Below are 13,209 nucleotides of genomic sequence, written 5' to 3' on the forward strand. Positions count from 1 at the left end.
GGAGGAAGCCTGATGTCAGTCGTGTACACAGTGCCGGACTTGATGGTCGCAGCGTCCGACAGTCTTGCTGACCTCCGCTCCAGTCTGCAGGCAGCAACCGGGGCCGCCGCCGGCCCCACTGCCGAGGTTGCCGCCGCGGCGTCCGACGAGATTTCGGCCGCCGTCTCGGCCCTGTTCGGCAGCTTCGGCCAAGAGTTCCAGGCCGTCCACAGCCAGGCGGCGGCCTTCCATGCGGACTTCGTGCGGTTGCTGAACACCAGCTCGGCCGCATACCTCAGCGCCGAAATCGCCAATGCCGAACAGACTTTGGCCGGTGCGGTCAATGTGCCGTTCCAGTCGCTGCTGGCCGGTGGTGCCGCTGCAGCTCCGGGCGGGGCCTATGCGCAACTGTTCACCAATACGGTCACCAACCTGCAGTCCCTGGGTAGTGCATGGGCCGCGAACCCGTTCCCGTTCCTGCGGCAGTTCCTCGCCAACCAGCAGGGCTATGCCCAGCAGATCGCGGCTGCCATTGCGAACTTCCCGGCCAACCTGCCGAATCTGCCGGCGGCCATCGAGGCCGCCATTCGGCAGGCGCTGTCCTTCAACCCGGCGGCCTTCCTCCAGCAGTTCATCGCGGTACAGACCGGGTTCGCTCAGACGTTCGTCAGTGCGGGCATCAGCGGGATCACCGGGCTCGTCACGGGCTTGCCGAACTTCGTATCGGGCTTGGGGGTTGCGACGCAGAGTTTGTTGGCAGGCAACTTCACCGGTGCGGTGAGCGACTTCGGCAAGGCCGCCTTGGGGCTACTGGTCACGGGTGTCGCCCCCGGCCAGGTCGCGATCGGTGGCACTGTTCCCGACATCACTGCGACGTTGCATCCCACGCTGCTCGGTCCGCTCGGGGATCTGTTCACCATCATGAACATTCCCGGACAAGAGGCGCAGTACCTGACCGATCTGATCCCGCCGTCCATTCCGCGGCAAGTGGCGCAGAACATCACCAACGTGATCAATACGCTGACCGTCCCGAGCATCTCGGCCGAAGTGGAGTTGCATCTACTGAACCTGCCCGCATCAACGCTTGAAGCATTCTTCGGATTGCCGCTCGTCGCTACCTACGCCGCGGCAGGTGCACCGCTGGCGACGCTGAATGCGGTAGCGACCAGCGCAGAGACTTTCGCGCAGGCACTGGCAGCGGGCGATTATCTCGGGGCGGCAGCCACGCTGTTCGATGCGCCGGCAATGGCCTTGAACGGCTTCCTCAACGGCCACACGGCTATTGATACAACGATCAACGTCCCGATACCGCTGCTCGGCATCGACGTGAGCGTCGTGCTGCACTTGCCGTCCGACGGGCTACTCGTTCCGCCCCATCCGGTCACTGCGTCCATCAATGTGCCCGATATCAATGTGCCCGATATCCCGACGCCTCTGCTGACCATTCCGGGGACCACCATTCCAGTCACCATTTTCGGCACACCGTTCTCCGGCCTCATACCGCTGCTGGTGAACTACGCGCCCCAGCAACTCGCCCTGGCCATCACACCGTCCTAGATAATCGCTACCGACACCACAATCCCGAGTGCGAACTGCGCGGCGGCGACCATCAACGCGTCGTAGCTGAACGCGTCGTCGTAGAACAAGCCGTGCATGTCGATGCCGATCACCAGGGCCGCGATGCGCATCATCACCACCTGCGCCGTGATTCCGACGAGCCCGAAGACCGCCGAGGCGAGCAGACCTCCCGCCAGATTGCCCGACGACGAGTAGATCGCCACCACCACAATGAATGCCATGCTGACCATTCCGGCCGCCGACACGATGATCGCGTTGGGCTTTCCCGCATTGACCATCTTTCGCAGCGGCCCCGGCGTGGTCAGATCGATCGCGTAGAACCCGATGATCATCAGCACCAACCCGAGGATCGAGTACAGGATGATGGCCGCGGCACCACTACCGAGCCAGCTCCAGTAGTCCGAATGCGGCAACGCCACAACGCTTGTCGTCATCGGTGATCTCCGTTCACTTCAGAGGGATTCGGTGGGGGACGAAGGCCGCGCCGTCGTCGGTGATCAGGCCGGCGGTCTCCCGGATGCCGAGCCCCGCCGAGGTGTCACCGACGACCCACGCGCCCAGCGCGGGCCGCATGTCGTCGAATTCCGGTAGCGGGTCCAGCAACTGGTAGACGAAACCCTCTTCGCCGTAGAAGCCGCCGGTGGCGGTCTCCATCCCGGCGCCGACGACGGTGACGTTGGCGCCCTCCCGACCCAGCTTGGGCTTGCGCACATACTCGGTGAGCTCGTGCGGATCATCGAGGTAGGCGGGCAACAGGTTCGGGTGCCCCGGATACATTTCCCACAGCACCGCCAGGATCGCCTTGTTCGACAACAGGGTCTTCCACAACGGCTCTATCCACATCGTCTGCGGCAGGCTGGACACCACGTGCTTGCCGAATTGGTCGTCGAGCACCCACTCCCAGGGATGCAGCTTGAAGATGGCCCGGATCGGATCCTCCGCCAAGTCCACGAACCGTTCCAGCGCCGAATCCCAGCCCACGTCCTCAACCAGCAGCCCGACCGCCTGGAAGCCGGCTTCGGCCGCTGTCTCCATCATGTAGGTTGTGGTGATCTGGTCCTCTCCGGTGGCCTCGACACCGGACCAGGCGAAGTGTAATTCGTTGCTGGGCAACAGATCCCGGACTGTCTTCCAGCGGTCGACCAGTTGTTCATGCAAGGAATTCCACTGGTCATCCTGGGGGAATTTGTCTTTGAGCCAATACCATTGCACGATCGCCGCTTCGAGCAGCGTGGTGGGCGTATCGGCGTTGTATTCGAGCAGCACCGCCGGCCGTCGTCCGTCGTATCGTAAATCGAAGCGGCCGTAGACATGTGGGTCGGAACGACGCCACGACTCGGCCACATGCGGCCAACTCCATTCCGGCAGGCCGAAATCCGAGTACCGCTCCATCAGCACCACTTGCTCGACGGCATTCAGGCACATCGAATGCAGCAGTTCGACATCGGCTTCCAGTGCCAGGATCTCGTCCATCTCGAATTCGTAGTAGACCGACTCGTCCCAGTACGGCCGGTCGGCACCTCCCGCGTCACGCGCCGGCGTCCCATAGACCAGGCCCTGCGATTGCACCGTCTGCTGCCAGTTCGGGCGCGGCTGCGTCCTGCCGCGCTTCACGAACCACCGCTCCCGGCCTTGCCGCCGCTGCCACCGATTCCGCCACGCTGAATTGTGCTGCCCGACTTGGTGGTGACGTGCGCCCCCTTCGGAATGCTGGTGGTCCCACCGGTGGGCCGCTGGCCGACCGAACCCGAGCTGCCGTAGTAGTAGCGGTACTGGTGGCCACCCCAGAAGAAGAAGCCGTTCAGGCCGGCGGTGTGACCGGTGCAATAACTGTCCGGGACGATCACGGGCTGACCGCTCGGATCGTCCTGAACACATTGAGCTGTCACGTGATCCGGCGTCAGCAGCCAGTAACCGACACCCGCGACGAGTCCCACCACCCCGACGGCGGCCGCGGAACCCATCAGAATGCGCTTCTGCCGCTTGCGCTTAGCCTCGGCCGCCAGCCGTGCCTGTTCCGCTTCGCGCTGCTGGTCTTCGTATTTCTGGCGGGCCCGCAGTTCCGCCGGGGTCGGTGGTCGGGGCTTCGCGGTGGCCGCGTCCTGGAAGTGCATGCCGCCGACGGGTTTCGGCGGCATGGCGGACCGCTCCCGCGGCGGCTTGGCCGGACGGTTCGCACCGAAGGCGCTCTTGCGCGGCCCGTCCGGGGGACTCGGCGGGGTATTCGGCAGCAACTTCGGCGGCCCTGGCGGCTTACCCGCCGCAGGCGGCTCAATCTTCCCGTGCGGCAGCAGCTTTGGCGGCGGCTGCGGGTTCGGCTCGTCGGGTCCGAGCGGACCGGATTCGCGTTCTTCGGACCCACCGCCGTCCGGTGGGTCTGCCTCTGACCCCACTAGCTGCCCTCCGGTCCCCGAATCGCGACCACGCGGGCAGTCTCCCACATCGCAGCGGAAATCAAGACCACCAACGTTCCAGCACGCGGGCGACACCGTCGTCGGTGTTGGACGCGGTGACTTCGTCGGCCGCGGCCAGCGCTTCCGGATGCGCGTTTCCCATGGCGATACCCCGGCCGGCCCGCAGCAGCATCGGTACGTCGTTGGGCATGTCGCCGAAGGCGATCGCGTCCGCGACGCTGATTCCCAGCGGCTCGGCCACTGCGGCCAGGCCGGTGGCCTTGCTGATGCCGCGCGGCACCACCTCGAGCAGACCGTTGTTGGTGGAATACGTCAGGTCACCTTCGTCGCCGACCTGCCCGGCCAGCGCGGCCGCCATCTCCGCGCTGGAGGCGCCGGCCTTGCGGATCAGCAGCTTGACCGCGGGCGCGCTGAGCAGGTCCTCGAACGAGACCTCGGTGTTGTCCGGGTTGAGCCACGCGTGTTCGTAACCCGGTGAGCTGATGAACTGCGGGGTCGCCGAGTCGTGTGCGCGTTCGCCGATCCGCTCGACCGCGAGCCCGGCTCCGGGTATCACCCGTCGGGTGATGTCGGCCAGCGCCGCCAGCGTCTCGACGGACAGCGTGCGTGCCGAGATAACCCGATCGTGTTCGGGGTCGTAGATGACGGCGCCGTTGGCGCACACGGCGGTCGGCGCGAAACCGAGGGCCTCGACGACCGGCCTGATCCAGCGCGGCGGACGACCTGTCGCCAACACGAAGTGGGCGCCGCCGGCGACTGCGGCCTGCACCGCGGCACGGGTGCGGGGGGTGAGGGTCTCGTCCTCGTTGAACAGGGTGCCGTCGACGTCGCACCCGATGAGCCGGGGTGGGTTCAGCAAGGGGATCCGGGTGTCGTCAGCGTGGTCCGCCTTCTTTGCGCTTCTTCGACGCCGCACCGCTCTGCTCGCGCTTCTGTGCGCGCTCGGCCAGTTCGGCGATGCGGAATTCTTTCGATTCGTCCGGGGTCGGCGCACTGCCGCCGAGGCGCCGCGGCACCCAGTACTCGCCTTCGGGGTGCGGGTACTGCTCTTGCACCCAGTACAGCATCGACTCCATCGCCTGCCGCAGCGTGGCGTTGTATTCATCGACACTGCCCATCGGCCACAGCGGCGGGCCGATCGCCGCGGTGATCGGGACCTTACTGCGCACCAGTTTCTTGGGGTGGTCCTTGGGCCAGATCCGGTGGGCGCCCCACACGATCATCGGGATGATCGGCACGTTCGCCTCCATCGCCATCCGCACCGCGCCGGTCTTGAACTGGCGCAGTTCGAAACTGCGGCTGATGGTCGCCTCGGGGTGCACCCCCACCAGTTCGCCTTCTCGCAACCGCTGCACCGCCACCGCGTACGCCTCAGATCCCTGGCTACGGTCCACCGGGATCAGGTGGATGTGCTTGATCACGTAGTTGACTGCCTTCACTTCGGCCATCTCGGCCTTGATCATGAACCGCAGCCGACGTTTGCGCTCTTTGGCGGCCAACGACGCGGGTATCCAGTCCACGTAGCTGGTGTGATTGAGGGCGATGATCGCACCGCCGCGTTCGGGAATGTTCTCCAGGCCGTAGTAGGTGATCTTGTTGCCGTTCAGCGCCATGGCCGACGGCACGAGATACTCAAGAAACCGGAAGACTGGCTCAGCCATGATCGACTTCTCCCTTCACCCCGAGCGCGGCCGCTGGGACTTGCGCCCGGCGGCACGCGCCGCGTCGTCAGCATCCATCTGCGCAGCCTCCTGCAAGGTCGGCGCCGTACCGCCGAGGCGGTGTGGCACCCAATTTTCGCCAGTTGGATGAGAATAGTTCTGCTGCACCTGGTGCAACAGTGACGTCATCGCCTCGTGCAACAGTTCGGTGGTTCCGGTGACGTCCGGCAACGGCTGCAACTGCGGGCCGATCGCCACGGTGATAGGCACCTTCTTGCGGCCGATCTGCCTCGGCAGGCCTTTGGTCCAGATGCGCTGGGAGCCCCAGACGACGATCGGGACGATCGGCACGTCGGCCTCGATGGCCATCCGGGCGGCGCCGCTCTTGAAGTCCTTGAGCTCGAAGCTGCGGCTGATGGTGGCCTCCGGGAAGACGGCAACCGCCTCACCCTCGCGCAACCGTTCCACCGCGGCCGCGTAGGCGTCGGCACCGGCGCTGCGGTCCACCGGGATGGCTTTGTTGTGCTTCATCATGAAGCCGACAATCCTGACCTGCTGCAGTTCGATCTTGACCATGGGCCGCACCCGCCGCCCCCCGGGCCTGCGGAAAGCCAGCGCGGCCAGCGCCCAGTCGATGTAGCTGGTGTGGTTGATCGCCACCACACACCCGCCCTGGGCCGGCACGTTCTCGTCGCCGAGGTAGGTGACGCGGCTTCCGGTGAGCCGGAGGAACGTCCTGGCTACGAATTCGCTGGCGCGGTAGACGGGTTCGGCCACGGGTCAGTGCTCTGCGGAACCGGTGGGATGAGCTCGCTCTTCCCGGCGCGCCGCCTTCATCGCCGCTTCTTCGGCATCCAGCTGCGCCGCCTCGGCCATCGAAGGGGCGCCACCGCCGAGCCGATGCGGCACCCAGAACTCACCCGCCGGGTGCGGCCCGTACTGCTCCTGGGCCTGCATGAGCAGATGCTGCATCCGGGAATGCAGCAGGGCGGTCAATTCGGCGGTGGGCAGGGTGGGTTCGATCGGTTCACCGACGATGACCTGGATCGGCACCTTGGGCCGGAACAGCTTCTTCGGGTGGTCTTTGGTCCAGATCCGCTGGGCGCCCCAGATGACGTGCGGAACGATGGGCACCCCCGCTTCCACCGCCATGCGGGCCGCTCCGGACTTGAACTCCTTGATCTCGAAACTGCGGCTGATGGTCGCCTCGGGATACACCCCGACCAGCTCGCCGGCTTTCAGGTTCTCGACGGCCGCGGCATAGGAGGCGGCCCCGCTTTCCCGGTCCACCGGAATGTGGCGGAAGGCACGCATGAGTGGCCCGGTGAACTTGTGGTCGAACACTTCCTGCTTGGCCATGAACCGCACCTTGCGGCCGAGCTTCTGCCGATAGGCCGGGAGGCCCGCCAGCGTGAAGTCCAGGTACCCGGTGTGGTTGATCGCAACGACGGCACCCCCGGTGGTCGGTAGATTCTCCACCCCGGTGACAGTGATCTTCAGTCCCTGCACTCGGAATATCAGGCGGGCAATCGTGATGGCAGTGCCGTAAGCCGGTTCCACAGCAATCCAGCCTAGTGCGCCGAGCTGGCACAGAGGTGGCGAGCCCTGACTTGGGACGCGCACTCCTGACCGGCCACGGCGGTGCCGCCGACCCGCTGCGCATCCACTACCACTAACGGCTGTGGCAGGACCCGACCCGGTGATTCACGTAAGCTCGTGACGAAAGAAACCGCCCCCCGAGAGGTATCTGTGCAGGTCACAAGCGTCGGCCACGCCGGCTTTCGGATCCAGACCCGCGCGGGCAACATTCTGTGCGACCCGTGGGTCAACCCGGCGTACTTCGCGTCGTGGGTGCCGTTCCCGGACAACAGCGGGCTGGACTGGGACGCCCTCGGCGACTGCGACTACCTGTACGTGTCGCACCTGCACAAAGACCACTTCGACGCCAAGCTGCTGACCGCCCACGTCAACAAGGACGCGGTGGTGTTGCTGCCCGACTTCCCGGTGCCGGACCTGCGCAACGAGTTGGAGAAGCTGGGCTTCCGCCGGTTCTTCGAGACCACCGACTCCGTGCAACACCGATTGTCCGGGCCCAAGGGTGACCTCGACATCATGATCATCGCCCTGCGGGCCCCCGCCGACGGTCCGATCGGCGACTCGGCGCTGGTGGTCTCCGACGGCGACACCACCGTGTTCAACATGAACGACGCACGCCCGGTCGATCTGGACGTGCTGGCCGCTGACTTCGGCGACATCGACGTGCACCTGCTGCAGTATTCCGGCGCGATCTGGTACCCGATGGTCTACGACATGCCGGCGCGCGCCAAGGAGGCGTTCGGCACCCAGAAGCGGCAGCGGCAGATGGACCGGGCGCGCCAGTACATCGCCCAGGTGGGAGCGACCTGGGTGGTGCCGTCGGCCGGCCCGCCATGCTTCCTGGATCCGGAACTGCGTCACCTCAACGACGACCGCGACGATCCGGCGAACATCTTCCCGGATCAGATGGTGTTCCTGGACCAGATGCGCCGCCACGGGCACGACGGTGGTCTGTTGATGATGCCCGGGTCGGTCGCGGATTTCACCGGCGCGACCCTCGATTCGCTGACTCATCCGCTGCCCACCGAGCAGGTCGAGGCGATCTTCACCACCGGCAAGGCGGCCTACATCGCCGACTTCGCCGAGCGCATGGCGCCGGTGCTGGCCGCCGAGAAGGCCACCTGGGCGCCGCCGACGGGTGAGCCGCTGCTGGAGCCGCTGCGGGCGCTGTTCGAACCGATCATGTTGGCCAGCAACGAGATCTGCGACGGTATCGGCTATCCGGTGGAGCTGGTGCTCGGCCCCGAGACCGTGGTACTGGATTTCCCGAAACGTGCGGTGCGAGAACGCATTCCCGACGAGAAGGTGCGCTACGGTTTTGCCATCGCGCCCGAACTGGTACGCACCGTGCTGCGCGACGACGAACCCGACTGGGTGAACACCATCTTTTTGTCCACCCGGTTCCGGGCCTGGCGGGTCGGCGGCTACAACGAATACCTGTACACGTTCTTCAAGTGCCTGACCGAGGAGCGGATCGCCTACGCCGACGGCTGGTTCGCCGAGTCGCATGACGACTCCGCTTCGATCACCATGGACGGCTGGGAGTTTCAGCGCCGCTGCCCGCACCTGAAGGCAGACTTGTCCAAATTCGGTGTGATAGAAGGCAATACGCTGACCTGCAACCTGCACGGGTGGCAGTGGCGGCTGGACGACGGTCGCTGTCTGACCACGCGCGGTCACGAGCTGAGGAGTTCTCCGGCATGAGCACGATGGCGGACCTGTGCTACGACGACGGCGTGGTGCAACTGGACGAAATGGCGATCGCGTTGCGCCGCTACCATTTTCCGTCCGGCACCGCCAAGGTGATCAGCCTCGACCAGATCCGGTCCTACAAGGTCGAGTCGCTGGGCCTGTTCACGGTGCGCTTCAACGTGTGGGGCAGTCCGGACTTTCGCCGCTGGTTGCCGTTGGATCTGTACCGGCCGCTGAAGTCGGTGTTGATCACGCTGGACATACCGGGCTCGAAGCCGGCTTTCACCCCGGCGCGTCCTGAGGAGTTCCTGGCCTGCTTCGAGGAACTGCTGAACGCTCGCGGCTAGCGATCGGCCAGGGCTGCCCGACCGGCGTTGTAGCCGGGGGTGAAGGTGATGCCCGGTCCGCCGTGGCAGCCGGCGCTACCCAGGTACAGCCCCTCGACCGGAATGGGTTGCCCGATGAATCCTCTGGGTCCGGGCCGGTTCTGCCCCACCTGATCCGAGTGCAGCAGCCCGTGACAGTAGTCGCCGCCGGGTGCGGAGAACATCACTCCCATGTGCCTGGGCGTGAAGGTGGTGTGCCGGATGATGCTGCGTTCGAAATTGGGCGCCAGCCGGGTGATCTTGTCGATCACCCGCTGCCCCATCTCGACCTTGGCCTGCCCGTAATCGACGCCGCCCTCGATCGGGAACCACAGCGCGAACGCCGACGCCGCGTGCTTGCCGTCCGGCGCCAGGTCGGGATCGTGCACCGACGGTATCTGCAGCACCAGCGTGGGATCGGCCGGCACGATCCCGCGACGGCAGTCCTCCCATTGCTGCTGAACCTCTTCCGGCGTACAGAAGATGCCGATCGATGCCTGCAGGCTCGGGTCGTTGAGCGCCTCGTACGGCGTCGCGAACTGTGGCGCCTCGTCCAGCGCGAAGTGCATCTGCAGATAACTGCCCCGGTGGTCGATGCGCGCATACCGGTCCCGGATGTCGGCGGGCAGCAGTGCGGGGTCGATCAGGTCGTTGACCGTGGCGTCGGGTGCGATGGACGAGACGACGATCGGGGCGGACAGCGTATCGCCGGACTCGGTGCGCACGCCGGTCACCCGGCCGGCTGCGATGAGGATCTCGGTGACCTTGGTCCGCAACCGCACTTCACCGCCGGCCGCCTCCAGCACGTGGGCCAGATGCGCGGTGAGCGCGCCGATGCCGCCACGCAGCTTCTTCATCTGCACGAAGTCGCCCTCGGGGATGCCGAGCCCGAAGGCCAGCGCGGCGGCGCTGCCCGGGGTGGACGGGCCGCGATACAGGGTGTTGACCGCCAGCATGGTCATCGAACCCCTGATCGCGCCGTGCTTTTCGCGATCCGGGAAGTAACGGTCCAGCACCTCGGTCACCGAACCGAACAACATGTCGTCGATCGCGGACCGCTCGAATTCGTTTGTGGCGCAGGCATACATCTCGTCGAAGGTCTTGGGCAGGGTGCCCGCCTCGAACCGGCCCAGCGCCCGCGTCGGCGCCTGGGCCCACATCAGCAGTCCCCCCATCCCGGCGACGGCGTCGGCGCCGTGCACCTCGTTGAGGTGGGCGAACATCTTCATCGGGTCGGAATACTGGACCAGCGGATCGTCGCCGATGCCACGCAGCGCGACCGACATGACTTCCAGGTCGACGGTCGGGAGGGCATCCAGCCCCAGTTCGCTGATCACCTGCGCCGAGGTGGGGAACTGCACCGAACCGGCGATCTCGAACTGATACCCGTCGAACAGTTCCACGGTGGCGGCCATCCCGCCGGCGTAGAGCTTGCCGTCCAGGCAGACCGTCCGCAGCCCGGCCCGCTGCAGCAGCACCGCCGCTGTCAGCCCGTTATGCCCGGCGCCGATCACGATCGCGTCGTAGTCACTACCCGTGTCAGACATGGCGACCTCCCGCACCGGAGGCTGTCACGCGGACAAAGTTTTGTCAATTATGACGAAACAGACGGTAACCAGGACGCCCAGGTGTCGTCGAGGCCGGCGCGCACCGTCGCCAGCGCCAGTTGGCTCATCCTGGCGAGTTCGCCGAGCGACCGGTCGTCCCCGACCATCCAGGCTTCCATCGCGCCGAACACCGCGGCGGCGATGCAGCGGGCGGTCACGGTGGTCCGCAGTTGAAAATCACGCGGCTGGTCGGCGGCTCGGCTGCGGCGCTGTAGCTGCACCTGGATGGCGTCGGCGAAGTCGGCCTGGACCTCGCGGATGTGGCGCACGATGCGGCCGGGGTCGATCTCGCCACCGCGCAGCGCGGCGATTTTGGTCACCGCTTCCACGTCGTACGGGAACGCGAAGATGGCTGCCTGCACGGAGTCGATGACGGGTTCGTCGACGGGCCGGGCGTCCAGGGCCGAGCGGAACCAGTTCAGGCCGGTGTAGTCGGCGAACAGCAGGTCGTGCTTGGAACTGAAATGTCGGTAGAAGGTGCGTAGCGAGACACCGGCGTCCGCGGCGATCTGTTCGGCGGAGGTGTCCTGCACGCCCTGGGCCAGGAAACGCACCATTGCGGCCTGGCGCAACGCTTCGCGGGTGCGCTCGCTGCGCACCGTCTGCGCGGGTCTCACCATTTGAGCAAGATACCTGAATTGGTTCTGTCAATATTGACAAAACTTTGACGGCGGGGTGAGACTGCGCCCATGGTGTCGCTCCTCGCCCACGCTGTCCTCGGTATCGCCGTCATCTGGTGGATCGTCAGATCGAATCCTGCGGTCTACGCCAGACCGGCCGCCGGGCCGTCCTTATCGCCCCTCGAAATCGTGTACTACGTCGTCGGTATCGCCTCGATCGCGCTGGGCTGGTACTTCAACTTCCGCTTTGTCCAGGGTTACGCCCCGCACGGGATCACCGGAGTGCACAACCCCCTCTGGGGTCCCGGCAGCTGGACCCAGTACATCCAGTTGATGTTCGTCAACCCCGCCGCGGGTTCGGCCGGGCAGGACTACACGATCGCCAATGTCATTCTGCTGCCGCTGTTTTCGATCATCGACGGTTACCGGCGCGGCCTCAAGCGGCCGTGGCTGTATTTCGTCAGCAGCCTGTTCACCAGCTTCGCGTTCGCCTTCGCGTTCTACTTCGCCACCATCGAGCGCCAGCACCGCCACCAGCGCGCCGCGGAAAGAGTAGCGGTCTAGGCACTGAGTTCGTCGCTGCGGTATTGGGTGCCGTGGTGACAGATCTGATTACCCCCACGGCGTTTCGCGACATACATGGCGGCGTCGGCCGCACAGATCAGCTCGTTGATCCGGGCCGGAATGTCCAGGGCGGCGGGTACCCGCCGTGCGGTGTCGACCGCAGCCGTACCGAGGCTGGCGGTGATGCCGAAGGGCAGCGCGGCGATGGCGTCGCACAACCGCTGCGCTCGGCGGTCCACTTCGGCCGGCCGCCAGATATCGGCGATGACAAATTCTTCACCGCCCACCCGTGCAATGACGGCGGTGTCGTCGGTGTGCGCCCGCAACGCCTGTGCCACCGCGACCAGTGCGGCGTCGCCGGTACTGTGCCCGAACCGATCGTTGAGCTGTTTGAAGCGATCCAGATCGATCACCGTGATCACCAGCTGGCCGGGCAACGGACGGCCCCCTTCCAAGTGTCGCCGGGTGCGCCGATGAAAAGCGCGGCGATTCAACAGCCCGGTGAGCTGGTCGTGCTCGGCCCGCATCGCATCGATGCCGAGCACATGCGCGACGGCCTGGATGCCGAACGGCACCCCGAGGTTGAGCATGATCACCAACGAGAACGCGCCCGCAGCCGAGACAACGCCGTAGATCGGGACCATTAGCCACGCCTCGACGATCCCGGTGGCAGCGGCGACCACGAAGTTGTAGACCATCAGCGGCGCTGCATGGAACAGCGCGATGTAGCCGGCCATCGTGACGAAGGTGGTGCAGGCCAGCATGGCGCCGAGGGGCTCGCTCTGGGCCAGCACGGCCAGCGCGATGCTGGCATTGGCCACCAGGGTGAAACACACCGCCTGGGTGCGGGTAGGCCATCGCCACACCCAGAGCAGCGCCCCCGTGGCGGCGGCGGCGGCCGCGACCAGCGCACAGGTTGTCTGAACTGGCCCGCGCGGTCCAGTCGTGCTGAAGAAGGTCACGAATATCGCGGCGACCAGCGCCAATCCGATCGCCGCGATCGCGGCCCGGGTACGGCCAGCCATCCCGCGCACCTGCAGAAGGAGTCCGAGCTGGTCGTAGTGATCCGGCTGCCGCCACCACGCAGTCAACCAGCCCATGCCGCTCACCTCCCCGCGGATCATAACGACATA

The 13,209-nt window shown here is 65.9% G+C and carries 14 protein-coding genes; 4 read left to right on the forward strand and 10 right to left on the reverse strand.

Annotated elements, in window-relative coordinates; all coding sequences use genetic code 11:
• The first annotated feature begins 12 nt into the window (after window positions 1–12).
• Window positions 13–1,536, forward strand: a complete 1,524-nt coding sequence (locus ACZYZ9_RS10480) for a PE family protein (RefSeq protein ID WP_463826195.1) — start codon at window positions 13–15, stop codon at window positions 1,534–1,536.
• Here the strand turns inward: ACZYZ9_RS10480 and ACZYZ9_RS10485 are convergent.
• The 7 genes from ACZYZ9_RS10485 to ACZYZ9_RS10515 form a co-directional block, all read right to left on the reverse strand.
• Window positions 1,533–1,991: a DUF350 domain-containing protein gene (locus ACZYZ9_RS10485; RefSeq protein ID WP_463826196.1), complete on the reverse strand. Its 459-nt coding sequence runs from the start codon at window positions 1,989–1,991 to the stop codon at window positions 1,533–1,535. The genes ACZYZ9_RS10480 and ACZYZ9_RS10485 overlap by 4 nt on opposite strands.
• Window positions 1,992–2,004: 13 nt before the next feature.
• Window positions 2,005–3,171 (reverse strand): glutathionylspermidine synthase family protein, encoded by a 1,167-nt coding sequence (locus ACZYZ9_RS10490; RefSeq protein ID WP_463826197.1) that lies wholly within the window; start codon window positions 3,169–3,171, stop codon window positions 2,005–2,007.
• Window positions 3,168–3,950 (reverse strand): hypothetical protein, encoded by a 783-nt coding sequence (locus tag ACZYZ9_RS10495; RefSeq protein WP_463826198.1) that lies wholly within the window; start codon window positions 3,948–3,950, stop codon window positions 3,168–3,170. The genes ACZYZ9_RS10490 and ACZYZ9_RS10495 overlap by 4 nt, the downstream gene beginning before the upstream one ends.
• A 61-nt stretch (window positions 3,951–4,011) precedes the next feature.
• Entirely contained in the window at window positions 4,012–4,830 is an 819-nt protein-coding gene (locus ACZYZ9_RS10500) for an HAD family hydrolase (RefSeq protein ID WP_463826199.1), read from the reverse strand.
• A 16-nt stretch (window positions 4,831–4,846) separates the two neighbouring features.
• The gene (locus ACZYZ9_RS10505; protein ID WP_463826200.1) at window positions 4,847–5,632 is read right to left on the reverse strand and encodes a lysophospholipid acyltransferase family protein; all 786 of its coding nucleotides are present in this window, start codon (window positions 5,630–5,632) and stop codon (window positions 4,847–4,849) included.
• Window positions 5,633–5,647: 15 nt separating this feature from the next.
• Window positions 5,648–6,409 carry a lysophospholipid acyltransferase family protein gene (locus ACZYZ9_RS10510; RefSeq protein ID WP_463826201.1) on the reverse strand — a complete coding sequence of 254 codons (762 nt, stop codon included), beginning with the start codon at window positions 6,407–6,409 and terminating at the stop codon, window positions 5,648–5,650.
• Between the two features lie 3 nt (window positions 6,410–6,412).
• The gene (locus ACZYZ9_RS10515; protein ID WP_463826202.1) at window positions 6,413–7,192 is read right to left on the reverse strand and encodes a lysophospholipid acyltransferase family protein; all 780 of its coding nucleotides are present in this window, start codon (window positions 7,190–7,192) and stop codon (window positions 6,413–6,415) included.
• A gap of 189 nt (window positions 7,193–7,381) precedes the next feature.
• On the opposite strand from ACZYZ9_RS10515, the gene ACZYZ9_RS10520 reads away from it, so the two are divergent.
• The gene (locus ACZYZ9_RS10520; RefSeq protein ID WP_463826203.1) at window positions 7,382–8,932 is read left to right on the forward strand and encodes a Rieske 2Fe-2S domain-containing protein; all 1,551 of its coding nucleotides are present in this window, start codon (window positions 7,382–7,384) and stop codon (window positions 8,930–8,932) included.
• Window positions 8,933–8,937: 5 nt separating this feature from the next.
• On the forward strand, window positions 8,938–9,267 hold the full coding sequence (locus tag ACZYZ9_RS10525) for a hypothetical protein (protein WP_463826425.1): 330 nt from the start codon (window positions 8,938–8,940) through the stop codon (window positions 9,265–9,267).
• Here the strand turns inward: ACZYZ9_RS10525 and ACZYZ9_RS10530 are convergent.
• Both ACZYZ9_RS10530 and ACZYZ9_RS10535 read right to left on the reverse strand, forming a co-directional pair.
• Window positions 9,264–10,832, reverse strand: a complete 1,569-nt coding sequence (locus tag ACZYZ9_RS10530; protein ID WP_463826204.1) for a phytoene desaturase family protein — start codon at window positions 10,830–10,832, stop codon at window positions 9,264–9,266. The two genes, ACZYZ9_RS10525 and ACZYZ9_RS10530, sit on opposite strands and share 4 nt — an antisense overlap.
• Window positions 10,833–10,879: 47 nt before the next feature.
• The gene (locus tag ACZYZ9_RS10535) at window positions 10,880–11,512 is read right to left on the reverse strand and encodes a TetR/AcrR family transcriptional regulator (protein WP_463826205.1); all 633 of its coding nucleotides are present in this window, start codon (window positions 11,510–11,512) and stop codon (window positions 10,880–10,882) included.
• A gap of 69 nt (window positions 11,513–11,581) precedes the next feature.
• On the opposite strand from ACZYZ9_RS10535, the gene ACZYZ9_RS10540 reads away from it, so the two are divergent.
• The gene (locus ACZYZ9_RS10540; protein ID WP_463826206.1) at window positions 11,582–12,076 is read left to right on the forward strand and encodes a DUF2834 domain-containing protein; all 495 of its coding nucleotides are present in this window, start codon (window positions 11,582–11,584) and stop codon (window positions 12,074–12,076) included.
• On the opposite strand, the gene ACZYZ9_RS10545 is transcribed toward ACZYZ9_RS10540, so the two are convergent.
• Window positions 12,073–13,176 (reverse strand): GGDEF domain-containing protein, encoded by a 1,104-nt coding sequence (locus ACZYZ9_RS10545; RefSeq protein WP_463826207.1) that lies wholly within the window; start codon window positions 13,174–13,176, stop codon window positions 12,073–12,075. The genes ACZYZ9_RS10540 and ACZYZ9_RS10545 overlap by 4 nt on opposite strands.
• Window positions 13,177–13,209 lie beyond the last annotated feature (33 nt).

It is taken from the genome of Mycobacterium sp. IDUB_28 (assembly GCF_055419285.1).